At 39.9% G+C, this 23,967-nt stretch carries 24 protein-coding genes and 1 pseudogene; 5 read left to right on the top strand and 20 right to left on the bottom strand.

All coding sequences use genetic code 11. From position 1 onward, the window contains the following. Window position 1: 1 nt before the first annotated feature. Window positions 2-1,363 carry a protein adenylyltransferase SelO family protein gene (locus BS333_RS16295; protein WP_021710074.1) on the bottom strand — a complete coding sequence of 454 codons (1,362 nt, stop codon included), beginning with the start codon at window positions 1,361-1,363 and terminating at the stop codon, window positions 2-4. Continuing rightward, a complete protein-coding gene (locus BS333_RS22640) occupies window positions 1,353-1,691 on the bottom strand; it encodes a toxin-activating lysine-acyltransferase (protein WP_369384361.1) in 339 nt (112 codons plus the stop codon). The genes BS333_RS16295 and BS333_RS22640 overlap by 11 nt, the downstream gene beginning before the upstream one ends. 369 nt (window positions 1,692-2,060) lie before the next feature. On the opposite strand from BS333_RS22640, the pseudogene BS333_RS16285 reads away from it, so the two are divergent. Next, window positions 2,061-2,541 (top strand): annotated as a pseudogene (locus BS333_RS16285) (group II intron maturase-specific domain-containing protein); the annotation flags it as partial. Window positions 2,542-2,717: 176 nt separating this feature from the next. Here BS333_RS16285 and BS333_RS16280 read toward each other — a convergent pair. The 5 genes from BS333_RS16280 to BS333_RS16265 all read right to left on the bottom strand — a co-directional run bounded on the left by BS333_RS16280 (window position 2,718) and on the right by BS333_RS16265 (window position 6,659). Then, window positions 2,718-3,866, bottom strand: coding sequence for a Gfo/Idh/MocA family protein (locus BS333_RS16280; RefSeq protein WP_021710071.1), 1,149 nt, complete (start codon window positions 3,864-3,866; stop codon window positions 2,718-2,720). Window positions 3,867-4,316: 450 nt separating this feature from the next. Further along, complete coding sequence (locus BS333_RS16275) at window positions 4,317-4,874, bottom strand: DUF6891 domain-containing protein (protein ID WP_021710070.1); 558 nt, start codon at window positions 4,872-4,874, stop codon at window positions 4,317-4,319. Further along, on the bottom strand, window positions 4,874-5,008 hold the full coding sequence (locus tag BS333_RS22500; protein ID WP_257790859.1) for a hypothetical protein: 135 nt from the start codon (window positions 5,006-5,008) through the stop codon (window positions 4,874-4,876). The genes BS333_RS16275 and BS333_RS22500 overlap by 1 nt, the downstream gene beginning before the upstream one ends. A gap of 194 nt (window positions 5,009-5,202) precedes the next feature. After that, window positions 5,203-5,604, bottom strand: a complete 402-nt coding sequence (locus tag BS333_RS16270; protein ID WP_021710069.1) for a hypothetical protein — start codon at window positions 5,602-5,604, stop codon at window positions 5,203-5,205. 107 nt (window positions 5,605-5,711) lie between these two features. Then, on the bottom strand, window positions 5,712-6,659 hold the full coding sequence (locus BS333_RS16265) for a LysR family transcriptional regulator (RefSeq protein WP_217995529.1): 948 nt from the start codon (window positions 6,657-6,659) through the stop codon (window positions 5,712-5,714). A gap of 71 nt (window positions 6,660-6,730) precedes the next feature. On the opposite strand from BS333_RS16265, the gene BS333_RS16260 reads away from it, so the two are divergent. Further along, window positions 6,731-7,756 (top strand): zinc-dependent alcohol dehydrogenase family protein, encoded by a 1,026-nt coding sequence (locus BS333_RS16260; RefSeq protein WP_021710067.1) that lies wholly within the window; start codon window positions 6,731-6,733, stop codon window positions 7,754-7,756. Between the two features lie 452 nt (window positions 7,757-8,208). Here the strand turns inward: BS333_RS16260 and BS333_RS16255 are convergent, their stop codons facing one another. The 9 genes from BS333_RS16255 to BS333_RS16215 all read right to left on the bottom strand — a co-directional run bounded on the left by BS333_RS16255 (window position 8,209) and on the right by BS333_RS16215 (window position 16,799). Continuing rightward, window positions 8,209-9,150 (bottom strand): trypsin-like serine protease, encoded by a 942-nt coding sequence (locus BS333_RS16255; RefSeq protein WP_021710066.1) that lies wholly within the window; start codon window positions 9,148-9,150, stop codon window positions 8,209-8,211. Window positions 9,151-9,562: 412 nt separating this feature from the next. Next, window positions 9,563-10,705, bottom strand: a complete 1,143-nt coding sequence (gene cfa / locus BS333_RS16250; protein WP_021710065.1) for a cyclopropane fatty acyl phospholipid synthase — start codon at window positions 10,703-10,705, stop codon at window positions 9,563-9,565. 442 nt (window positions 10,706-11,147) lie between these two features. After that, a complete protein-coding gene (locus tag BS333_RS16245) occupies window positions 11,148-11,975 on the bottom strand; it encodes an MBL fold metallo-hydrolase (RefSeq protein ID WP_173391670.1) in 828 nt (275 codons plus the stop codon). A 160-nt stretch (window positions 11,976-12,135) separates the two neighbouring features. Continuing rightward, window positions 12,136-12,513, bottom strand: coding sequence for a YunG family protein (locus tag BS333_RS16240; RefSeq protein WP_021710063.1), 378 nt, complete (start codon window positions 12,511-12,513; stop codon window positions 12,136-12,138). Window positions 12,514-12,605: 92 nt separating this feature from the next. Next, complete coding sequence (locus BS333_RS16235; RefSeq protein ID WP_021710062.1) at window positions 12,606-12,965, bottom strand: hypothetical protein; 360 nt, start codon at window positions 12,963-12,965, stop codon at window positions 12,606-12,608. A gap of 101 nt (window positions 12,966-13,066) precedes the next feature. Continuing rightward, window positions 13,067-13,657 carry a hypothetical protein gene (locus BS333_RS16230; RefSeq protein ID WP_021710061.1) on the bottom strand — a complete coding sequence of 197 codons (591 nt, stop codon included), beginning with the start codon at window positions 13,655-13,657 and terminating at the stop codon, window positions 13,067-13,069. A 159-nt stretch (window positions 13,658-13,816) separates the two neighbouring features. After that, complete coding sequence (locus BS333_RS16225) at window positions 13,817-14,296, bottom strand: hypothetical protein (RefSeq protein WP_021710060.1); 480 nt, start codon at window positions 14,294-14,296, stop codon at window positions 13,817-13,819. Window positions 14,297-14,730: 434 nt separating this feature from the next. Beyond that, the gene (locus BS333_RS16220; RefSeq protein ID WP_021710059.1) at window positions 14,731-15,354 is read right to left on the bottom strand and encodes a DJ-1/PfpI family protein; all 624 of its coding nucleotides are present in this window, start codon (window positions 15,352-15,354) and stop codon (window positions 14,731-14,733) included. Window positions 15,355-15,401: 47 nt separating this feature from the next. Further along, window positions 15,402-16,799 (bottom strand): MATE family efflux transporter, encoded by a 1,398-nt coding sequence (locus tag BS333_RS16215; RefSeq protein WP_021710058.1) that lies wholly within the window; start codon window positions 16,797-16,799, stop codon window positions 15,402-15,404. A gap of 318 nt (window positions 16,800-17,117) precedes the next feature. On the opposite strand from BS333_RS16215, the gene BS333_RS16210 reads away from it, so the two are divergent. The 3 genes from BS333_RS16210 (at window position 17,118) to BS333_RS16200 (ending at window position 19,890) form a co-directional block, all read left to right on the top strand. Beyond that, the gene (locus tag BS333_RS16210) at window positions 17,118-18,143 is read left to right on the top strand and encodes a lipase family protein (protein ID WP_158297066.1); all 1,026 of its coding nucleotides are present in this window, start codon (window positions 17,118-17,120) and stop codon (window positions 18,141-18,143) included. After that, a complete protein-coding gene (locus tag BS333_RS16205; protein ID WP_021710056.1) occupies window positions 18,136-18,831 on the top strand; it encodes a hypothetical protein in 696 nt (231 codons plus the stop codon). The genes BS333_RS16210 and BS333_RS16205 overlap by 8 nt, the downstream gene beginning before the upstream one ends. Before the next feature lie 348 nt (window positions 18,832-19,179). Next, on the top strand, window positions 19,180-19,890 hold the full coding sequence (locus tag BS333_RS16200) for a hypothetical protein (protein ID WP_021710055.1): 711 nt from the start codon (window positions 19,180-19,182) through the stop codon (window positions 19,888-19,890). 713 nt (window positions 19,891-20,603) lie between these two features. Here BS333_RS16200 and BS333_RS16195 read toward each other — a convergent pair. The 4 genes from BS333_RS16195 to ltrA all read right to left on the bottom strand — a co-directional run bounded on the left by BS333_RS16195 (window position 20,604) and on the right by ltrA (window position 23,660). Further along, the gene (locus BS333_RS16195; protein ID WP_021710054.1) at window positions 20,604-20,876 is read right to left on the bottom strand and encodes a hypothetical protein; all 273 of its coding nucleotides are present in this window, start codon (window positions 20,874-20,876) and stop codon (window positions 20,604-20,606) included. Between the two features lie 99 nt (window positions 20,877-20,975). Beyond that, a complete protein-coding gene (locus BS333_RS16190; RefSeq protein WP_021710053.1) occupies window positions 20,976-21,437 on the bottom strand; it encodes a hypothetical protein in 462 nt (153 codons plus the stop codon). Between the two features lie 65 nt (window positions 21,438-21,502). Continuing rightward, on the bottom strand, window positions 21,503-21,820 hold the full coding sequence (locus BS333_RS16185; RefSeq protein WP_021710052.1) for a hypothetical protein: 318 nt from the start codon (window positions 21,818-21,820) through the stop codon (window positions 21,503-21,505). Window positions 21,821-22,187: 367 nt separating this feature from the next. Further along, the gene (gene ltrA / locus BS333_RS16175) at window positions 22,188-23,660 is read right to left on the bottom strand and encodes a group II intron reverse transcriptase/maturase (protein WP_101903937.1); all 1,473 of its coding nucleotides are present in this window, start codon (window positions 23,658-23,660) and stop codon (window positions 22,188-22,190) included. Between the last annotated feature and the right edge of the window lie 307 nt (window positions 23,661-23,967).

The raw sequence follows: 23,967 nt of genomic DNA, 5'->3' as shown, positions 1-23,967 counted from the left end.
ATTATAAATAGCTATTTATAAGTTGACTAACCGATTGATAGTCGTACTTTGTATTCAAGTGACCTTGGAGCATGATAAAAGATGAATACTTCGCCTTTCGTAAAGGAAATTTGACTATATTGACATCGAGCCCAATTCTCCTTGCTTCTACTAGTATATTTTGACGAAATTCTTCATCGTTAAATCGAGTAATTGCCCTACGCTCATCATTTTTAAGGCTTTCCTTCAAACACCTCGCTTGATAAAGGTTCGATTGTGAGTGTTCATCAATCCCCAACTCTCTCAACAAGAACTGGTTCTCATATTCATCAAGTAATCTCGAAAATTCTGACGAATGCTCTTTTATTTCACTTGCTGTTAATCCGCTTAGTGAGTAATGGTTAAGCGTGTCAATGAAGTTAACTAGCCAGGACTCTATGAGCTCATGGTCGTCCCAGACGGCACCAACACCATTTGCCAGCACATAGTTGCATAAATCAGGCACCGCTGTCATGGTGCCAAAGTCTAAAAATCTACCATCAACCGATATGTTTGAGCTCGTTAAGGAGCCATGTGGTATGCCTTTCACTCTCGATGCTGCAATCTGGCAAGCCAATCGATCAATCATTAGATTGAGGGCATCGCGAAGCGGCGCATTCACATTTTCACCTAACAACAAACTTGAAAAGTATGGCGCAGCCATTCTTACGCGATTGGCATCATTATCACGAAGGTGACGGTAACTTTCCTCTGGCCAAAAGAAGGTGCAACGTTCAAAATGGGCAGGACGTACAGATAGCTCCCTTATTGCTAGTGCGCAGTGTTTATTAGGTGCATCATCTAAGTACCCAAACTTATGCTTCGTGTTAGTTTTGATGATAGCTAAAGTACGTATCGCTCCATAAGGCAGATGCTTGTGACAGACTTCTCCCCAAATAGCTTCACTGATCGATTCATCGATAAACAATTTACCATGTGAGTGACTTTCTGACATATTTGCAGCTACTAAAGGGTTACGCCCAATCCCTTTGATTTGAAAATGGCCATTTAACCCGCACCTTGCGCTACCACCATTACATATTTCATGTCGTGAGCCGTATTGGTCTGCCATAAACTGCTTTTTGTCGTTGGTAATAACCCTCGTTTTATCGGCATAGCCCCTAGAAACATAGCTAAAATTCTCGATGAGTTCCTTTTTAATCGAGTCTTCATCTAGCTCGATACCGTAATCTTGTATAAGTTCTTTATTGATCCAAACGACTTCACTACCTTTTAGTTTGTAGGTATCAAACAAAACAAATGATTCTTTAGGTAAATCTCTTTCAACATAAGGAGTATTATCTTTTCCTACATACTTATGTGTTCTAAATATTTCAGTAACCATAAATACTCCGTTTATTCGTTTTTATGATATTTCCTTGTTCATCTCGAATACAAATATTGATTTTATTTCCACTTATTTTTGTAGAGGAAATGACATGCTTATATAAATTCCTCAACTGACTTTCTCTATTTTTTTCGACGAACCAGTCAACAACAATCAGATTGCTTCCTTCATTCCAATTCATTGCTTTAAGTGAGAACCTAGGCTGAGTCATATAATTATATAATGTTAAATCGTCTACCCAAGCCCAGATGACATATCCTGTGAATCCAACATCGCTAGATAGTTTAAAAAATTTATACTGCCTGTGAATTACTGCTGGTTTTATCCAATGCAGGAATGAAGCTAGGTTAAGGCGTTGACGTCATTTACACTTCGCCATAATCTCGATGAACACCCCTAGTTCATGCGTTACTTCAACCTTAGATAGTGGCCCATAAGGTAATCCAGAAATTTGACTATTAGCTAAAGACACAGGAATTTTTTTCATTGCAACCTACAGTACAGTGTTATCTATTACTTCCTCTATTAAAAATCGGAAATAAAATAATCACACCTTTACTAGCTTTTGTATTCGTGCCACAACACAATAAAACCTGTTGATAAGAATAATAATTTCATCTTTTTACGAGAGATATATCAATTATATTGCGTAATTCGATGAATTTTTTACTTAAATAAGCGGGTATCACAAAATAAAGGCAGTAAATCCAACACACTCCTGTTCTTGAGTAACTTGCGCGAACTCATCAAAAAGCACGCAGCTATCCCCTTTAACGATTTAACCAAATTGATAAATCCGAAACTCAAGGACTAGTCGAACTACTATCGACACTGCGTGGTCAAACAGGTATTCGGATATGTTGGTCACAAGCTTTGCGATACGCTCTGGTACTGGATTAAAAGGTACCATCTAACAAAACTCAATAATTTGGATCGCCCTTAAATGCTTCATCAACCGCCAAGGTCAATGGCAATTTCACGGTTGGCAGAAAATTATGAATATGGATTGTCAGTTCAATCTGTTTTAAATAGCCAGAGTGCCAATAGAGAGACATGTGAAAATCAGGAGTACCGCTACGTTTATTGATCCTCAATACTAAGAATACTTGGCTAAGAGAAAACCAAAGAAGCAATGCCGTAACTCTTGGCATGAGCCCGCTCTCACTGCTTTATAAGTTGCTAGGTGCCAATCGGTGCCTTCGTGAAAGCTTGAGCCCAGTGCGGTGAAAGTTGCACTCTGGCTTCTTAGAGGGGCGACATTTGGTAACAAGTGTCGTCTACTCGACATTTTCGTATTTCATGCCTCGTCTGCAAACTTTTGGTAAAGAAGTAGGTTCTGTACTTATTGGAATCAATCCCTTAGTCTATAGCTATCAAATTGAGCCCACGTCTTGGTCAAATCGACAACCTCTCCACTTTCTCGTGCTTGATCAATTGCCATTGCCGCTATGCCAGCTTCTAACGCATCAACGATTGATACAGGAAGGCTTTCTGAGCCATCTCTAAGGTAACAGGCTATGTCTCTCGCCATCTTGGCATCGGCACCATAATGATCAATATTGGCTTCCGGTATTGCTTTGTAGTCGCAGCCAAACAGCGTTTTTCCTGACGGAGACGCTGTAATCTTCATGAAGCCGCGCTTAAAATCTCCCTCAGCCATACCTTTACTGCCAGCGACCATAAAACGTCGTTGTTGATCAGGAATGTTCAAGTTGGTATGAAATGTCATTGAGACTTTATTTTCAAAAGATAACAGCGCAGTTTGATGGTCAACAATGTCAGCATCGGAACCATAAGGATCATTCATCGACTGCCAGATAGAGGTTTTAGAATGGACCAACTCAAGTTCGTCGGTGTGAGTGGGCGTATTCTTGGGGATGAACGAGTTTCTTCCGCCAAAGCTGGCAACTTTTTTGGGGCGGGAATTAGTGATCAAGTTGTAGAGATCAATATCATGAACGCATTTCTCAAGCATATACCCACCGGAATACTGTCGGTATCGCCGCCAATCCCGCATAAAGAATGCGCCGTGAGAGGGTTCAATGTGCCCATTGGCCTCCATTGAGACAATATCCCCAAGTAATCCTTCAGATAAAGCGTCCTGTAAATCAATGATTTGTGGTGAATAGCGGAGCACCAGACCCACCATGCATTTCTCTGGGCCATACTCCCGTAAAAGCTCAACAAGACGCCAAGTTTGTGCAAGGTCAGTGACGACGGGTTTTTCCGTGAAGACGCGCACCCCTGCGTTTAGGCCCAATTCAATCTGCTCACAGTGTACGTGATTAGGCGAACCTACGAATAATAAGTCCGGTGAGGCATCAGAAAGCATCGCTTCAACAGATTCAAACCGCTTAATCTCTCGGGGATCGAAGATGTCTGACAAGAGTGAAGGTTGTGGGTCGTAATAGCCAACAAAAGTCATTTCAGGCATAGCGTGTTTTAAATAATTTAGAACCTTTGTAGAGCGCAGGCCCGCGCCACAAATAGCAACTTTCATGTTCAAATTTCCTTATAAGTTTTATATTGCTTCCAGTGTTGATGCGGCTCTTAAATCATCCTTCTGCATGAGTAATCAATTTTTTATGAAGGGGGGAACTCTATATACCCAATTCTCTTTGTGAGTTTGGCATCGACATGTGCATGGCAAGATCTCAAGGTATTGATATATAAAAGCAAAAATGTGCACATTAATCAGGTTTTCTGTTGATTTAATAGCAAAGCCAAACATCCTTTTTATATAAAATTAGCTTTAACTTCATAACCATAATTAAAAAACCATTTATTCATAAAATTGGCACAACATAAACACTAATGTTGCCTTAGGCAAGTGCTCCGAAGTGGATGTGTCGACACAGTCATATAACGCTAGTTAGGTACAGCGGGAATTTTTATCCGCTGTAATTAAAGAGTTCATTCAGACAGTTTGATGGTCAGTTGATACCACTTATTAGACTGTCCGCTTTTGCCATTTTATCTCTGGCAAGAATATTCTCGTTTTAATAGAACCGTCCCAATCAACCTTAAAACCTGCTTTACTCAAGCACTCTGCTACTCGCTTACCGGTCTGGACACTTTTCTCATCGTCACTTTCAAGAGCACCAAATGCAATCATAAGGCCTCTACCGTTTACTGCACCTTCCACATCTTGACCATGATAGAAGCAAAAACTGTGATAATGATCTTTAGGAGCATCATGAACGACCTCACTAACATCTTCGAATCCGTCAGACATTGTGTATCCCGCGTTATGAAGAGCACAAATTCCTTCTTCATGTAGCTTATAAAATACACCATGAAGACGATCGAAATCTGTAACCTCTGGCCATTCTTTTTCCGCTAAACGTTTTTTCTCAATCTCAGGCTCGATTGAGGCCAGCAGCATTTCTTCATCGCACCCTTCCTCGAGATTATCGTATATCATTTCACGAATATCGACTATGCTATAAAAACCTGACCATACCCATCCTTTGATTGAATCTAGAATATATTTTTCTTCTTCGTTCACTACACTCTCCTCAGTAGCTTGGGACAATCAAAGTCACCTGCATAAAACATTTCGTTGATGTGTTCAGGTAACATGCCCTGCACTTTCTTATAAACAGCTTCATTAATAATATGAAAACCTGCTGGCTTAAGCATGTGCATTTAACCTATTTGATCAGTAAAATGCACACACTTAACTATTTGTAAAATAAAAACTTATCAGAATTCTATCAAATATACCACCTGGAAACGGTTTTGCTGTAAACATTGGACACTTCAGCATAATTAACAACAAAATAAACAATGAAGATCAACCCTGATATTTAGAGGTTGTCTTTTTCCTTCCGAGGTTATTTTTGAAACGATTTCTGATTGCACTTTCCCAACAGAAGCGCCCAGTCTGAAAAAGAAAACTGATTTTGGGTAACTTTAACCCGATGATAACCAGTTTCTGTATTTGAGGTAATTTGAATATACTCATATCCAAACATATCTTCCTTTACCATCAACTCAGCCTTGAGTCCTTGGAGGAAAACATCATTTCCCACAACTGACAAATGACTCTTCTTAAACAAGGCTAAAACTGAACACACTGCCACCATACTCGTCACTGTGACTAGAAATGGCCATAATTGAAAATCAACTTCGTAGAACCAATTGAAAATAAATGTGAAAGCCACATAGCTCGTCACCATGGGCAACACCATTTTCGAATGCCATAAATGAGGTCTAAATTCTATATTTCGATTCATCCTTAAATCCTATTAGTTCGCACGTGTATTTAACACCGCGTTAAGTGGTGAGCAACGCTACTACCCGACCTAATCCATTATGCTGTGAACAAAAGTAGACATCTTGCCTAGCTTTCAATCGTAGCCATCATAGCCGGTAGCTTGCTAACTAATTCATCAACGGCCAGCCGGACTTTCAGAGACAAATGAGGAGTTCGTGGCCAAACGGCATAGATAGGCCAGCTTCCTGAAGTCTGATCTTTTAGTATCTCTATCAAATTGCCACTATCGAGTTGCTCCCGCACAAGCCAATAAGGCAGCCAAGCAATACCCCCTCCCGCTATGGTCATATCTCGTACTGCCTGCATATCATCCATCATCAGCCTGGCTGGTGGAAGTATTTCCGACATTTCATCATTTTCGTTTTTAACTTGCCACTTCAGGATGCGCCCTGAACGGATGTATGCAACGGCAGCATGCTGCTTTAGGTCAATGGGTAAAATTGGCTCACCAGCTTCGTTGATATAACCCGGAGACGCACAGAATACCATCGTGTGAGAAGCCAGTTTTCGAGCTATCAGTTTGCTACTGTCAGCCAGTGCGCCAATTCTGACGGCCAAATCAAATCCCTCTTCCTGCAAATTCACCGGACGATCGTTGAATGAAATTTCCAGTTCCAGCCCAAGGTGTTCTTTTGCAAGCTCAGACAATAAGGGTGAAATACAAAGGTGTCCAAGCAGTACCGGAACCGACACCCTTAGTTTCCCACTAACCTGCAACTTACCACCTTCCAGTATATCCTCCGCTTGCTTAATTTCAGCCAACGCTCGACTGCAGAATTCGTAGTACAGAGAGCCTTCATCAGTGAGGCTTTGGCTGCGAGTCGTGCGATTGAAAAGGGTAACACCAAGCCTATCCTCTAGACGGGATATCGTTTTCGCCACTGCAGAGCGAGTAACATGTAATTTGTCGGCCGCTTGAGAAAAACTCACCGACTCAGCTGCAGCCACAAATACAGGAATACTATTCATCTCACCTTTCATATTGTTGCCTAAATGGAACCAATAAAGAGACATAATGCCACCACTGTCACCTAATTTGCAATGTTAGAATCTTTTTATCAGCTATCTATCAATAAGGAATCTATATGAAATACAGCATGAAACGTTGGATATTAAACGAAACTGGACGTCAAAACCTGAAACTTATAGAAACGGAAATCCCTCAACCTGGTCCAAATGAAATTCTTGTCAGAGTCAATGCCGTCTCTCTCAATTATCGAGATAAAGTCATTATTGAAGGTGGAATGGGCAATGGTATGCCAATGCCTTTCACACCTGGTTCTGATATGTCTGGCGTGGTTGAAAAAACCGGATCTGGCACAACTCGCTTTAGCCCGGGAGACCGAGTTATCTCATCTTTTAACGCAAACTGGATAGACGGAAAGTTGGATAACAACGCTAAAAATCCACACTACGATACACTCGGTTACGGTTTTCAGGGCGTGCTAGCTGAATACGTGCTCATAAATGAGGAGTGGCTGGTTAAAGCGCCACAGTCGCTCACCGATGCTGAAGCCAGCACGCTTGTCTGTGCAGGGCTGACAGCTTGGTTTGCTCTGATTGAACGAGGTAACCTTCGTCCAGGCGAAACCGTACTCGTTCAGGGAACCGGTGGCGTGGCTCTTTTTGCACTCCAAATAGCCAAGGCCATGGGTGCCGAAGTATTTATTACTTCATCCAGCGATGAAAAACTGGCCGCAGCAGCTGAGCTAGGCGCTGATCACGGTATTAACCGCAAAACAGAGAACTGGGTCGAAGCCATTTATCGTCTGACAAATGAACGAGGAATTGATCACGTTGTGGATACGGTTGGGGGACGTAACTTTGCAGACTCTGTTCGCGCCGTAGCCTCACATGGGCGCATATCAATGATTGGTATGATGGACACACACGATGTCACAGCTCCGGGAGTCATGCTGTTACTGAAATCACCAACGATTCAAGGTATAGGTGTAGGTCATCGCCGCGCGCTAGAAAGCCTAGTCAATACCGTTGACAAAGTCAAATTGAAACCAGTTATAGATAAATCATTTAGCTTAGCAGAGCTACCGGAAGCGCTGGAGCAACTGGATAAAGGCGCGTTCGGAAAAATTATTATTAACATGGGCTAATTCTCAACCCGGCAGATGGGTAATAAGAACGCCTCCATTTCTATTTTTGGTTAGGCTCGACGTCCGAGTATCAGAAAAAGAGAGAAATGCTATGACTGAACGCCATTAGATAACTGGATAACTTTTGGACCTCAAATCAAGATGGCTGCTGCCAGAAACAATAGTCATTTTTGTATAATACAATTTACCAGCTAGGTACTTACTAGTACATTGATTCCGAGATGTTTAACTATGTGATAGCATTTAATGGTTTTTTAATCAATTGAAAACCTGTTAGCACAATAGCTGCGTCAATTTTTATCGAGACTGCCATAAATTCTAAGGTAGGAAATTTAAAAAAGGTAAGGAAAGTTTTTCTTTCCTTACCTTAGAGATACCAATACTTAATAAGTGCATCTCTTGATTTTAAAACTTGAAAAGTATTGAGGATTTATTTAATAAATATCAGAAGATCACTGGCGATTTAAATCCGGACCATTATTTTCCAGAAATATCGTCTCTATCCACTCAATAGCCTTTTCCGACCCAGGCCTTGTCATTCTCGTTAAGCCAACCTTCTCGGTGAAACCCCATTCAGAAGAATCATCTATCATGGTAACTCCACCAGAAACAACACCAGCCAATTTTAGCTTCTGATCCTTAGTATCAAGAACATAAGCTGGCCCACCTGAATCTGCCATGCCTGTTCTTTGTCGTGCTCCTTCCATTCCTTGGCAGTAACCTATTTCAAGGTCAAAAGCATCGGCATAATCTGGGTAATCTGAAATGCAATCCTCCAAGTGAGTTATGGTTGTTGCATAACCGCGTAATGTTTTTGACAAATGGCCGCCATGTTCATTATCTAGAGATCCAAGGCCCACTTGCACAACTGGAGTTCCATACTTACTGTAAGAATATATTTCAGCTTTTTCGCTCAATCCAGGCCTTATTGCTGATTCTTTAAGTTTAACAAGCATTAAATCCTGACCTCCTGATCTTCTTAATAAGGAGCCTTCGTTGTCACACTCTGTCGTGTTTTCATGCACAACACAATGTTGGCCGTCCAGCGTCCAGAACTCTGCGACTTCAATAGGGGCTCCGTCAAAAATTCCACCTTTATCAATCCCCACACGAATCATCGGATTATACACGGCGAAGCCTTCAAGAGGATGTTCACCTATCATCAAGCTTCCCCCACAGTGTGCAGCAGACAAAACCCATTTATCTGCAATGAGAGTTCCTCCACATGAATGTTGTTCATCTTTCACAACCCCTTGAAACATACCAATTACTCGAAAAGAGACATAAGATTTAAAAAGCTCTGGATCAACCTCCTGTCCATAATGAATAGCAAAACTATTTGCAGAATAAGCAGAAGCTGCAAGCGCGATTATTAATGATAATTTAGATTTCATATTAGCCTTTGTGAATTTATATGTAGTTCTTTACATTCATTAAAAATAAAGAGGAATAGCTATAATAGTTCCTTTGAGTAATTAATAATGTCAAAACTAAGCAAATAAAAACACATCCAATTAAATAATAAGATTGAAAAATTAAAATTAAAATTAAAATATCATATCGATTTATTATTTATTGTAAGATCTATTTAATTTAGATTTGTTGACGCACTCAATAGTTATGCCTTACTGATACAACGAATCTAGATGTCATTATGTAAAAAGCTCACCTATCAGCAAAAAATTACGCCAAATACAAGCAAAGTCTGCGTGTTCTGTTGCAACTTGTTTGGATAGTGCAAACATTCATAATATTACCTTGAAGGATCATGGGTGAATTCTAAAAGACTCTATGATTAATCAAGCTTTAAACCGCTCTTACACTTTCAGGCAGACTTCTGTCACCTTTTGTTAATGCAAGTTGCCATAAGCTTATATCTCGGGCTCTAAATGCTCCTGCACATGAAAGCAAGTAATAACGCCAAATCCTAAAAAATCGTTCGCCATATTTAGATTGTAATTCTGGCCAGCTTTGCTCAAAATTTTCATACCATGCACAAAGTGTCAGATCATAATCAGGACCAAAATTGTGTAAATCTTCAATATTAAACTTCGGTTCCATTGCTTGTGCTAATTGGGCTAATGAAGGTATTACCCCGTTAGGAAAAATATATTTGTCAATCCATGGCTCACAATCCACCTTAGATATACTTGAACCAATTGTATGCAATAAAAATATAGACTCTTCTTTCATGAATCGATCTGCACATTCAAAATACTCTCTATAGTTACTTGGACCCACATGTTCTATCATTCCAACGGATACAACTGCATCATACTTATATTCAGGTCTATACTCTCTGTAGTCTTGTAAGATAAAGTTTATTGGTAGTCCAGCATCATTAGCCTTACTCTGCCCTAATTCAGCTTGCTCTTTTGATAAAGTTAAACCATCACATATGACGCCATATTTCTCTGCGGCAAATTGCATGAAACTTCCCCAACCACATCCAATGTCTAGAACTCTCATTCCTTTTGATAAACCTAACTTTCTACATAGGAGATCAAGTTTATGTTCTTGAGCTTGAGCCAAATCACTCGCTTCTTTCCAATATCCACATGTATAGGTCATTCTTGGATCAAGCATTCTTTCATAAAGATCATTCCCTAAATCATAGTGTGAACTTACATCAACTTTGGCTTGGGAAATACTCTGAGGGTTAAATAGTTTTTTTAATTTTTGTTTACCTAATGAAGCCCCAACAGATAATTTATTTGAAATGGTTAACTTAGATTCAATGTCTGATGAAAGAAGCTTAGAAGTCATTGTTGATAAGTCTTCGCACTCCCACATCTCATCAACATAACTTTCTCCTAGCCCCAATGAACCACACTCTATAATCCGACTGAACATATTGACATCTTTAACCTTGATGTCCCAAGTTCTATCTCCATCTAATTTAATATCAGCATTTTTTAGAAGCTCTTTAAAGAAGTTGTAGTAATTCATACCTATCCTGATTAGTGATTAAAACCAAAATTAGATACTAATACTGATATTACAGCATTAAACAACAATTTTAAGACATTAAATATCTAAATTAAGACTTATAACTTCACCCACTACTAATAAAGTGAATATCCATACTCTATGGAGAGTTTATTTAGCCTTAAAAAGCTCCTTAACCTTTAAATAGGCACCAAAACCTGAAGATATCAGACTGATTTACCTCTCTTTTAGAAGATTGGTTGGTTAATTAGTTTTCCTAACTTAGACCACAAGATATAAAACCTAAAGCAATGTTTACACAACGGTCAGCTTGTCTTAATTCATGCAAGCCAACTGTGAGGGTTCTGGACAGAAGCTTTGCTAATTTCGCATTGGGCGGATCACCTTAGGCCCCCCTAATCAACTAATTCAGCTGCAAAAACTTCCCATTTCTTCAGAACTGTTACAGCCCTTTTATTTTATTCTTAGCTAAGCTTTCTTGTTGCTTAAGAAACATGAAGAAGTTTGTCTCACTAATAAATGGGTTCCCATTTACAACTAGCTTTTCCCTATTCTCAAATAGGTAATTTTTATGTGGATGGTTGGAAAGATTAACACTCACAAGGGGCGACTGAAGTGCAATCTTCCTAACTTTCTCAATGCTATTCAGGAACTGGTTAATCATTTTTGGATCGTTACCACTTACGCTATGGCCACCAACAACAAAAGCACGATGTTCAGCGCCTTTATCTTTGACTGTAAAATCTAGGGAAAAATCACCTTCAGTATGACCCGGGGTGAGATAAAACTTAAACTCCTTGCCGCCAATAACCATAGAGGTATCACTTTTTATCTCTATGTCTAGGGTTGGTGAAAGGAACTGCTTCTCACCTTTGCTCTTGTTTGATTGCTGTATAGATAATTCATGAGCGCTTTTGGTCATCACAACTTTAGAGCCATACATTTTTTGAAGTAACTGAGCACCTCCAACATGGTCAGAGTGCCCATGTGTTACCAATATGTGCGTTATTGGTTTATCTTCTAACCCTAACTTCTCAAGGTTGATAGAAATCCACTTAGAATAAGGGAAATCAAGTGTATCAATGATCACTAGTCCGTCATCTGTATCAATTGCATATGATGAAACCCATTTGTCCCCAACATAATAAACATTATCAAACATCTGAAACGGTTCTACGTAACCGTTCTTATCATTCATCGTTGGAACGTCTTTGCTTGAGGAAGCAAAAACCGATGCGCTAAAAAGAACAGCTAAAATAGTTTTTTTCACGAAATAACCTACAAATATTGATTGCTTAGTTTTAGCTCGGGCCAGCTCAACAGTAAACACTAAAACTGAATTAAACCGAAAACACCAAGTGTTGGGAGTGACTCTTAAATGCTTTAAATACGTGACTTTCGCGTAGTCACCCACAATCACTCCTCTCTACTTATGCATTTTCTAATTGACTACGAACTAAGCCTGATAATTTGAAATAACGGTCTACCCCATTCTTTGGCAATTTGTGCGGCCTTTCGAATAATTTAGGCTCTTTTAACTCTTCTGACTCCCAGAATTGCTCGCTCGTTGAATCAAAGAGCGTCCCATCTGGTAACTCGTTGGAATAATGGACGCCAACTTGCTCAGCACCCACAAACACCTTCCATAAAATCAGCTTTCCACCGAAGTAATCATTGATTATGAGCGATGACATTCCGCACTGCCCACGGCTTGGATTAGATGGCGTCCAATTTTCTGGCTCATCGGTGCTTTCTTCAGACCAATTATCCTGAAGCGCTTTTGCTACTTGCTCTAGACTTGGGTTCATAAATACGACTTAATGCGGACAAATGTGAAGGACGATTTTTGGCAAGATAGCACACGCAACCTTATCCAACCAAAGAGACTCTTTCCATTCCTCTAGTTTTTATCGATCCATTCAATTTCATGAGTCACCTCTCCCAGTTCAATCTCGCCGACCTTGAACCCTAATATTTCGGTTGCAATACTTTTTATTTTTCTCATCCAAGCTTCCCATTCGACTTCATCGATATTGTTTGCTTCAAACTGCAAACCTGAAGGTTCAACGGAAGCCGATATACATTTTTCTTTATCGTCGAAACTAAACCAATACGGTATGTTTTCATAACCGACAGTACCATCGCTGAACCCTAACCACCCATCCATTGACTGGTATATGCTCCTAATCTTGTCCCACACTTCAGTCGGAAGGTCGTATCTGATGTTTAGATTTCTCGTATCCTTGGATATTTTATTCATATATTACTCATAGCATTTTATTCGTACGCGATCGCGTAATTGCGCAACAATTTGAGTGGAAGGTGTGACAGCCCGTTGCTGCTTACTAAGCGCCTAACTTCTCAAGCCCCGGAACCCCATGAAAAGAATATATAATCATTTTTTGTTTGATACATAATATCAACTGAATTCCACTCAAGAGCAAAGCCAATACCACAGATAATCTCTTTAAGACCGATATCCGACAGAGCTGTTTCGCTGGAGATACGTTCTCCATTTACAAAAACTCCCCACCTATCGGGATCCCTTACTCTTTTCAACAATAAAGAATCATCAGATAGAAGCTTAATAATTGAGTTAATAATCCAATCGATTTCTTGATGCACTTCACTAGATGAGAGCGTGTCGAACAGGTAGCTCTCAATATCTGGTTGCACCCAAAGATTGAGAATTGAATTAGCATTCTCTGATGTCGTGTCCGATAAGCTCCACTCTTCATAGAAATGAAGTTGAAAATTACAAAGGGTCACGAATGCTTCAAGTTCGTCTGCAACCTCACTTTTGGAAATAACGAAAAGGTTAGCATCACACATTCCTTCATCGAAGGAACGATATTCTATCCGAGTCAGTTTCTTAGTAGAGCTATTAGCAATATAAGTCTCCACCAGCTCTAAGTTTGATTTAAACTCGCTCAAAGATATTTTGGATTCCACTCGATATTTCCTTGGGCTTCTCACGCTAAGTTAAGTGGAGACCAACACGCCCCCCAACTCTAAACCTTGCCTCATTTAAAGCTCACTTAAACTGAAATTGCAAAGCTTCGAGAGTCAATCAAGCCAACTAGATAGCTTAATCTGTAAAATGCCTGATTATTAAGTCATTGATTGCCAATGAAGCACAAAGAGAAGCGCAAAGACAATAAGAAAGTTAGCCAATAAAGCACCCAAAGTCAAAAGGAAAGAGAGAGTATATTTCGCTATTACACTTTTATCACTCCGAAATATTCTGCCGTTAGCAACTGCGGCAACACAGCCAAAGATCACTCCTACAGAGCCACCTAAAACTCCTAGAAGAATTGGCTGTGCCACTATCCAAAAATATTCAAACCATGTTAGAGGTTCTGCAATTTCAAGAATACGTTCTTTAATTTTTACTTTAGGAACTGGGTCAAGAATATTATATTTTAACTGAATCGTCATTTCCCTTTCAGAACTTAATGGAATACTATAACAGCCATTTTTTTTCTTTATTTCAGAACCATTAACTATCAACTTGGGCCCAGAAAAAAAACCGCCAATTTTAACTTCAACCTTATGATTTTTAAATTCGGGGTGTTTAACTTCTAATAGCATAACTATTTTCCAAATTAGTTGGGAAAGACTTAACGTCGCATTCTAGTGGTACAATTCGGGGAGTATCTCTTACCCCCTCCTTAACTTTTATCGATATTTTCTAAGTATTTTCTGATATCTACTACTGATAAAGCGTGCGTAATATCATTACATTTAGCTAACTATAAATAGTTTTTATCATTAGTACAAATTTAAAGTATTTTTATTAATCAGGAAAGCATACCGAAAATTTCTTATTAGAATAATCAAGTTCTAATTACCGATTTTTATAGATGTTATAAATTCCGTTGAAGCACAGGTTTGGACATTTTCGTGTCTCACACCCCGTCGGTAATCACAAAGCGCCAACTGTGAAAGTTCTGTGGACAAAAACGTTTTTAGTAATATCACCCTAAACGCCCTGTGTCAGATTAGAAAAAGTATTTTTAAATACCTTAAACACTTATATGCGAATTTGCCAATTCAGCAGACTGAATAGTTGTGGAAATAAGCTCTTCAAACAGGTCTAATTGCCCAGCAGGGATTAACTGATTTTGTATGCTTTGTCGTTTACTAGAGTCAAACAACCTTTCAGCTAACCAACCAACTAAATACATCAGTGAAAGACAACCCCCGGCAGTTGCTATATTGCCTTCTATCACTAGAGGTAGGTCTTGAACGTCCCCTCCCATACTTTCTAGAACAGTCTTTGCATCTGGGTTTGTCGTTAACGGCTTGCCTTTAAGTAAGCCGAGCTCATGAAGGATAAATGACCCCGCACAAATTGATCCAATTAGCTGTTTATTCCGATCAAGATTCAATGCCGACATAAACCCAAGATCTTTTAACGCCGCTGGGATTCCACGTTTACCACTGGTGATAAGAACTACATCTTGATTAACAACTTCTGATACATGTCCGTCCATTTTAACTTTCATACCAAGATGGGAATTATGTTCAGATTTCGTTCCAAGTACACTAACCGTCCAACTATCAGATGTTCGACCAAGTAAGTCATACGTGAGAAAGAAATCTACATCTGTAAAGTCATCAAACAAAACAATACCGACTTTATACATAATATATTTATCCTTTATCACAGCACTCGTGAGCCTTATAACGCTTTCTATGTGGTTTTGAGTATCACTGCTTGATCATCATCTATTGCAACTGCTCGCTGATTGATGAAGAGGTAACGCATATAGGCAAACAGTGATGAAGCTCCTATTCCTAGGCAAATACCAACCCATATACCAACGGTACCCCAGTTCATATGAAATGCCAGTAAATAGCTACTTACAACCCCCAATAACCAATAACTAGAGATTGCGAGTAACATCGGGACAAAGGTGTCCTTCAAGGCGCGTAATACACCCAGTAGTATAGCCTGGCATGAATCAAAATATTGCAAAATTGCAGCCATACAGAGCAAGTTTATAGCTAGACCCAATGCTTCTTGGTTTGCCAAAAGTTCTGAGTCAAAAAATAGGTTGATAATGGGTTTGGCGCCAAGTACGAGTAGTAATGCGATAATTGATGAACAAAACAGACCTAGACCCAGCGATGCGTAGGTATAGACTGGAACTAAATGGGCTTTATTCGCGCCTTTTACATAGGCAACTCTAATGTTAGCTGCTTGAGAAAGACCAAACGCAATAGCAAATGCAACACTCACACATTGAGAGGCAATTTGGTGAGCTGCGAGAGATATAACACCAATTTGGCCGACAAACAATGTAACCATTAAAAACATACCGACCTCTAAACCTACCATGGCCCCTGTTGAGCCTCCCATAGTAAGCATTTTTTTAAACTGGATGAATGTCGTTAAATGGTTTGACGCGTTTCTTAGTAAGACGCAGATTCTTGGATTTGACGCAATATAGACAACGAGAAAACACAACATAGCTATACGAGTTATTGAGGTTGAATACCCAATACCAATAAGCCCGAGTTCAGGTAAGCCAAATAAACCGTACATTAAAATGCTATTGAGTATAGCATTCATCGGAATAGCGATAAGTGAGATTATCATCACGAGCTTGGAATAATTGAAAGCGACAATGAAGTCACGTAGGATGATGAATATCAAAATACTTGGCAAGCCCCATGCTAGAGTTTGCAAATATAATCCCGTTTGCTCAACCAGTTCTTTATCTAACTCCATGAACTGTAAGAAAAAGGGAGAAAAATATAATATCGCAATAAACAAAAAGCTTAGTATTAAAGCAATAAGTAAGCCTTGTTTTATAATGATAGGGATGTGTTTATTGTTGCGTGCCCCACGCATTTCAGAAATAAAAACCCCACTAGGGCTTAAAAAGCCAGCACTGAAGCTTATCAATGTGTAGATGATTGTACCACCCAATGCGCCAACAGCTAGTGCTTTAGCACCGAGTTGTCCTAGCATGGCAGTATCAACAATCTGCATACCAATTTGGGCAAGAAAGGCAATGACAAGCGGCGCACCTAATCGACAAATTTCATTACAATACTTCAGGGATTTACTTGTCGGTGCTTTCATTATTGATTCCTAAGGTTGTTATTAAGACCTTCCGTTTTTTAAAAAATTGGTCTCATAGTTTATCAACAGATAAGGCCCGTGTAATAGGCACGAGCGCACGAGCGTCCTGATTGACGCGTTTATTAAATCTATTGACCTATTCGTAAAATGTGTAGAACATTTGATCTAAGTGAAAAAGGGGCATTTCCGTGTTTCATGCCCCCCCGTCGGCACATTTTTGGACAAAAAAGAGTTTCGTAAAATTGTACATTAGCGATTAATGCATAACTTTTTGTAAGGCAAAATATAAAATGTCGTCTAATCCGTGACAGCCATATCTTGGGCTTAGGCAATGCTCAAACTTTACCAGTAAAAAGACGAAAGGTTTGCGAACTACGAGGCTTTTATCAATACGCATCAGCATTTTGGGCACTAATACAGACAGACATCTCGACGTTTCACAAATACAAGAAATTATATATTTGTGGGCATAGTCTAGGCGGTGCGGGCGCACTTATAGTCAGTGCATTATTGAAGCAGTATTTTTCACCAAAAACACTTCGGCTTTATACCTACGGAATGCCGAGAACGGGCACGCATTCATTTGTGGGCGCTTATAATGACATAACACATTATCGCCATGTCAATAACCATGACCTAGTACCTCAAGTACCATTTAAATGGGCGAATACCAATCCAGATGAAACTTCGAATTCGTCAAAACTTTCATCTTTAGTTTTAGATCTCGTAGTGGACAATGATGATGATAATTATCACCATCATGGCAATCTCGTTCAACTACTGACTTATAGCCGTGAAAAGTTCCAACCACAAGAAGTCAAACAGGTGCTGCTAACGCCGAAGCAGACTCATATTACCAGCCTAACATTTGCACGTAACACACAAGATGATACATTTATTCTGGCAGATACCCTAAGTAAAGAACATATTGATATAAACGGTTACAAGGCGACCATTCTTGATTCAGGTCTCCAACATATGATGTCAGAGTATATTCCAAACCTAAAATCGCAACTGAAAATACTACTCCATGGCACTCTATCCCAAAGCTATACCAATGCAAATACAGAGCTTACAGCGACAATAGATAATTTAAATCAAGCGATTCAAACATTACAAGAAGAGTATAAACAAAGCAAAAATATCTCCTTACGAGCCATCAAAAAACGTAGAAGCTTAAAGCTTGAAGAGGAAACTATAACCAAATTACTAGCCAATCTTAAGCGCATTCAAAGAGAGCTAGGGGGACTGGTTAACTCCCCAACAGTGCTTCCTCCTGGTGTGTTATTGTATGGTGATAAGCAACCATTACAGATTGATTTAGAAGGACGGATTAATGGCTAAGTTTTTTAAAATAGGCACGATTTTAATAGCGCTTTGGGCCGTGCTTTTTTATGTAGTTTACCCAGCATTTGAGTGGTCTGAGAGCGCCAAGCCACCGTTTGGTTCATCTCCTGAAGATAGCTATATCTCAATCCAAGGGACAAAACCCAAAGATGCCAAGGTCAAAGCATACAGCACTTTTTACGGAGGCGGCGCTGAGTGTAAATCGTTTTCTTGGAGTGCCTCCGATGGTAAAAAGCGCCCAGGGGGGAAAGCGAGATTGCGTATCAATCATAACTTTGCCAGCGATGAGAATCATTATGAACTGCGTATTCCATACAAAAACTTTATATCTAGTGGCTGTGATATAAAGCTCTATGACATAGTGGTGGATGCAGAAAATGAATACGACACCGTTGGTTTTGCAGAGCTACGAATATACCCGCCAAGAATGGAAAGTGATAAGTTTATTGCTGCAACGTCATTTTTAGAGGCAAAAAATTGTAGAGCAAAATATTATGACGAGTGGCAGGATTGGTCCGATGGCTTTGCTTGTGATTATTACATTGGAGGGAAAGTAAAAAAAGAAGGTGTTTTTAATGCTTATGATATTAGGCTAGATTTTTCCCAATTCACTGACGACACTACAATCCGATATGACATAACCGCTGGTGATAACTACCGAACAGAGTCGAAGAGTATTCAGTGATAATATGATGAGACGTTGATCTTGACGTCTCGTCAAATCCTCTTTTCTATACAATTGATATAAATACGGGGAAACTCACAATCTGTAGCCTATATTAATCGAACGCTAGAAGGATAACTTTTTCTAAGTCGAAACCATCTGAATTGAAGGTAAATGAGTAAAAGCTCTAAACCATTTTTGGGCAATTTTGAGTTAGCTGAATAGCTAACTCATTGTGAACAAGTACGTTTCTGTCGGATTAAGAAACGTTGAACGCTGTGCTTATAAACTCTCCTGCATTGTTGCCACCTATTACCTTACTCTATGGTAATGCAGCGCCACTAGTTATTGACATAAAAGGACAAATTGATGAGTAAAGTTTTTAAAGTAGGCTTACCTTTAGTTGTTTTTATTGGGGCTTTAGGGCTGTATTATGCAGTGCCTTCTTTCTTTGCCAAACACAGCAAAACGACTCCGCCATTTGGAGCGTCGCCTGACGATCGCTACATTACTATAAAAGGCTTGAAACCAGAGGATGCGAAAGTTAAAGCATACAGTACATTCTACGGGGGAGGCGAACTTTGTAAGTCTTTTTCTTGGAGTGCAGTGGACGGTAAAAAACGCAAAGGGGGCAAAGCAATATTACGCATCGAGCATAATTTCTCGCAAGATGAAAGTCACTATGAATTACGTATTCCTTATACCAACTTTATATCTAACGGGTGCGATATGAAGCAGTACGATATTACTGTTGATGCTGAAAATGCTTACGATACGGTAGGTTTTGCAGAGCTACGAATATACCCGCCAAGAATGGAAAGTGATAAATTTATTTCTACAAAATCACTTTTAGAGGCAAGAAATTGCAAGGTTGAATTTTTTGAGTTCAGAAAAAAGTGGTCAGGTGGCTTCAGTTGCGATTATTACATTGGAGGGAAAATAAAAAAAGAAGGTGTTTTTAATGCTTATGATATTAGGCTAGATTTTTCCCAATTCACTGACGACACTACAATCCGATATGACATAACCGCAGGTGATAACTACCGAACAGAGCCGAAAGAGTCGAAGAGTATTCAGTGATAATATGATGAGACGTTGATCTTGACGTCTCGTCAAATCCTCTTTTCTATAGAATTGATAAAAATAGGGGGAAACTCACAATCTGTAGCCTATATTAATCGAACGCTAGAAGGATAACTTTTTCTAAGTCGAAACCATCTTAATTGAAGGTAACTGAGTAAAAGCCCTAAACCATTTTGGGGCATTTTTCTTGTTCCATGCCTCTTCGGCACATTTCTGGACAATTATTAGTTTCGGAAAATCGAACATTAGCAATTTATGAATAACTAAAAGTATGGCAAATAGCTCAACCTTCCCCAGAAAGTCACTGGTTGAACAATGCAATCTTACCTCTGGCTGTTAGCATGCCATGGCTTGCGTGGGGATTAGTCGACCGATCTAGCCGAGAGGCATTTGACAATAAGGATAATGGCAAAGGTAATCAGAGGGGAAGAGACGGTAGAAAAAATAGCTAACTGATTGATAAGGTTGCTATCGTAATCTTATGCTAGCGTCGTTCGCCTTGAGAAAAGTCCCAATGCGACATGCTCTTCAAACTGAGTTGCACAATCTACTTAATAAAGTGGCTTCGGGCTTGTTCAACATTCGGGGGTTAGTGTTGGCTAATCTACACTTCAATCCCTATTGAATGTGCGCAGCTCAAAATGAATACCTGAGCTCTCAAACTATATGCTACCAAAGCTACCAACAACCTTGAAATATGATTGGTTCTTTTAGAAATATTCTATGTTTCTATAGTCTTTTGAGCCATCAGGATCTAGGGTTGGCTGTATATCACTTTGATTCAAAAGCCCAGTAATACTCGAAACATTGTCAAACAGAAGAGAGCCCAAATGATAGCAAGTATACTCACCTACCTTTGGAGTTTTATAGTATTCAGACTCAGGCCAGATGCTGAACTCTAGTTCAATCCCCGAAGTTTGATTGCAGTAGTTACAACCCAAAACAAATGAATCTTGAAGTTCTACGCCTACGAGAAAATCCATATTTCTCTCCAAATACATAATGCCGCCAGCACGCGTACCAGAAAGTGGCGGCCAGTATTTTTAGGCCGTCGCTTTCTGGCATCGCTGTGACTGGCCTTGTTAGCACTTTCGTCGCTCATTTTCTTTGTTTAAATCTCTAATACCTGGAGCATTTTTTAGCAAACTTTTTTGAAGCTCATCAGGTATACCAATAAAAAGTGTCGCACTGCTATCCCAGCATACTATTTCAAATAGTGAATTTTCTAGCTGTTTTTTGGGAATGCCTGACCAAAAATCAGAGTTACCATCAGCATACGGCTTTTCGCTAGTATATGGCGAAGTACCTTTTGGGTACGCAGATATAACAGACCAAACAAATTGGTAATTGTATTCACATAGCCTTCTGGCTAATTCTTCACCTTCCACCCAAGAGGGATCATCTAGTTCATACCAACCCCCATCAACATCCGAGAAATGCCAATCGTAATCTTTAGCTTCTATTTCCAGCCAAGAAAAAACATCAATAAGACTGGTAAACCAAGGTATGTTTCTATTATTTTTCTGTATATAGTTCATCATCATTGAGTGCTAACGCCCGGCACAACTGCTTACAAAAATGGCGCTTGTTATGCGCTGCCACTTTAAAATTACAATAACTCAACACTTCGAGCCCAGAAAGTAATTGAACCTGTAGTGGCCTCGAAATCGCCAACATAAACAGTTAGACCATCCAAACCATGCGAAGACACATCTTCAAAGAACATTCCCCCGGTGGCTTGTGGGAAACCTTCTTCAATCTTTAGCTCTTGTGGACCAGTAAATCTTAACTTCTTTACAAGTCCATCTCTCTCTAGATGGAGCTCAATAGTAGAATCTCTATGCTCATAAACATTTACATCATACGAGAAATAAACAATGTCATAAGTAAACGGGGCATCCAATACTTTATGATCAACACAATCCATATTTCAATTCTCTCGCATAACATTTTATTCGTGCGCATGCGCGTTTATGTCGTTAGACCAGTGAAAACGCGCACACTTAACTATTTGTAAATTAATAAATTACCAGCTTTGTACCAAATATACTATCTGGATAAACGCGCAAAACTTTTCTCTATATTTGTCTCGATATTTGGAAATTCTAAATATTACTGTGCAAATATACAGAAATTGAGTTCAGTGATGACGAATTTCAGATCACTTATTCTAAATAAGGTTTGTCGAGTAGACGACACTTGTTACCAAGTGCCGCCCCTCTAAGAACCGTACGTGCAACTTTCACTGCATACGGCTCAAGCCTCCACTAAGGCACCATTTGATACCCAGCAACTTATAGCGCAGTCGGGACAGGCTCGTTCCAAGAGTTACGAGCTAGCCTTTTAGATTTTCTCTTCACCAAATATTCTTGGTATTGAGGGTCAAAAGGGGTCGCCGCATTCCTGATTTTTACGTGTCGCTCGATGGGCACTTTAGCTATTTGGAACAGATTGAAGTGACAGTCCATGTCCATGATTTTCTGCCAACCGTGAAATTGCCACTGGCCTTTACGATTGAGAAAATACTTATGAACAACCCAGTCTTTGGACTTGGTTGGATGACGTCTAACTGCCCAGTGCCATAACGCTTGGAATAGTTTGTGGCCGACATACCCGAATACTTGTTTAGCAACACAGTGGCGATAGTAATTCGCCCACCCTCTAAGTTTCGGATTTATCAACTTGATAAGATCATTAACAGGGATGGTTGCGTGCTTTTTAATAAGTTCACGTAGATTTCTAAGAAATAACAGCGTGTTAGATTTGCTCGGTTTAATGAGCAATTTCCCTTTGTACTTCCTGTGATTGAAACCCAGAAAGTCAAAGCCATCATCAATATGAGTGACCTTCGTTTTCTCTTCGGAGAGGGTTAACCCTCTTTCTGCCAGAAAGTCAGCAATCAACGGTTTGATATCGTTCACTAGCACTTCCTTTGAAGAGCAGGTGACCACAAAATCATCGGCATAACCAATAAAGTTGGCCCTAGCACCCATTTTCAGAGCTGTAGATTTTATTTGTTGCTCTATTCCCGCGAGAGTCATTAGCATCAAGGTTGGAGATATTATTCCACCTTGAGGTGTACCCTCATCGGTATCATAGAACAGACCCTTATCCACATAGCCAGACTTTAACCACTGCTCTAACATACGTTTATCAACCGTGATATTGTCGATAAGCCATTGATGCCCGATTTTGTCAAAGCAAGCCTTAATATCTCCCTCAAGAACCCATTTCGCTGATCGCTTTAGAGCCAAACATTTGAAACACTGACTGACGGCGTCAGCCGTACTGCGATTTGACCTAAACCCATAGCTATTGAGGTCGGCAAGCGTTTCGGACACTGGTTCTAATGCTAGAAGGTGGAGGGCTTGTTGCGCTCTATCAATCATGCATGGAATACCCAATGGCCTGAGCTTACCGTTCTTTTTGGGGATGTAGATACGTTTGAGTGGTTTTGCAGAGTAAGCCTTGCGGCTCAGTTGATTAACCGCTTTCATACGGCGTGCATCCGTGTTCCAGATAACGCCATCAGTTCCGGGCGTTTTACTGCCTTTGTTTTGTGAGACTCGCCTGACTGCAAGAAGTTTTGCTGAGCGAGAATGCGTTAAGAGCCACTGTAAGGATTTCACCTTACCGTATTTCTTTTCTCTCGTTGCTTTTGCGATACGCACTTGAAGCTTTAATACGTGTGCTTCAGCGGATTTCCAGTCGATAGACTGCCACTGAGCACCGTCAGAAGATGCACTAATCTCTTTCGAGATCATCATTTGCTTTTCTCCTTAAATAAAGTTCTTCAAATTCTCTCGCAATGGGAGACCAGTCGGAAGTGGGCCCACTTTCGTAGTCAGGCAGAACCTGTATCTACATCATTACAATGTAGCTTTCGCTTTTTCCGACCTCCTATACCTGCATCACTATCGGTCGCAGAGACTTTCCCAATGGGAGTGATACAGGCTTACCCTGTTCCGTATGTCACGTAAAATATCAGCTTAGATGCCCACTATAGTGCGGAGAGCACTGCGATCACGAAAGAGTATTGTCCAACCTCTTTCCGACTCTCATTGCCTTTTGGCT

It is taken from the genome of Vibrio azureus, from assembly GCF_002849855.1.
Lineage (GTDB): Bacteria > Pseudomonadota > Gammaproteobacteria > Enterobacterales > Vibrionaceae > Vibrio > Vibrio azureus.
Note: the sequence above shows the minus strand (reverse complement) of the source record. Positions and strands in the feature narration are given on the sequence as shown.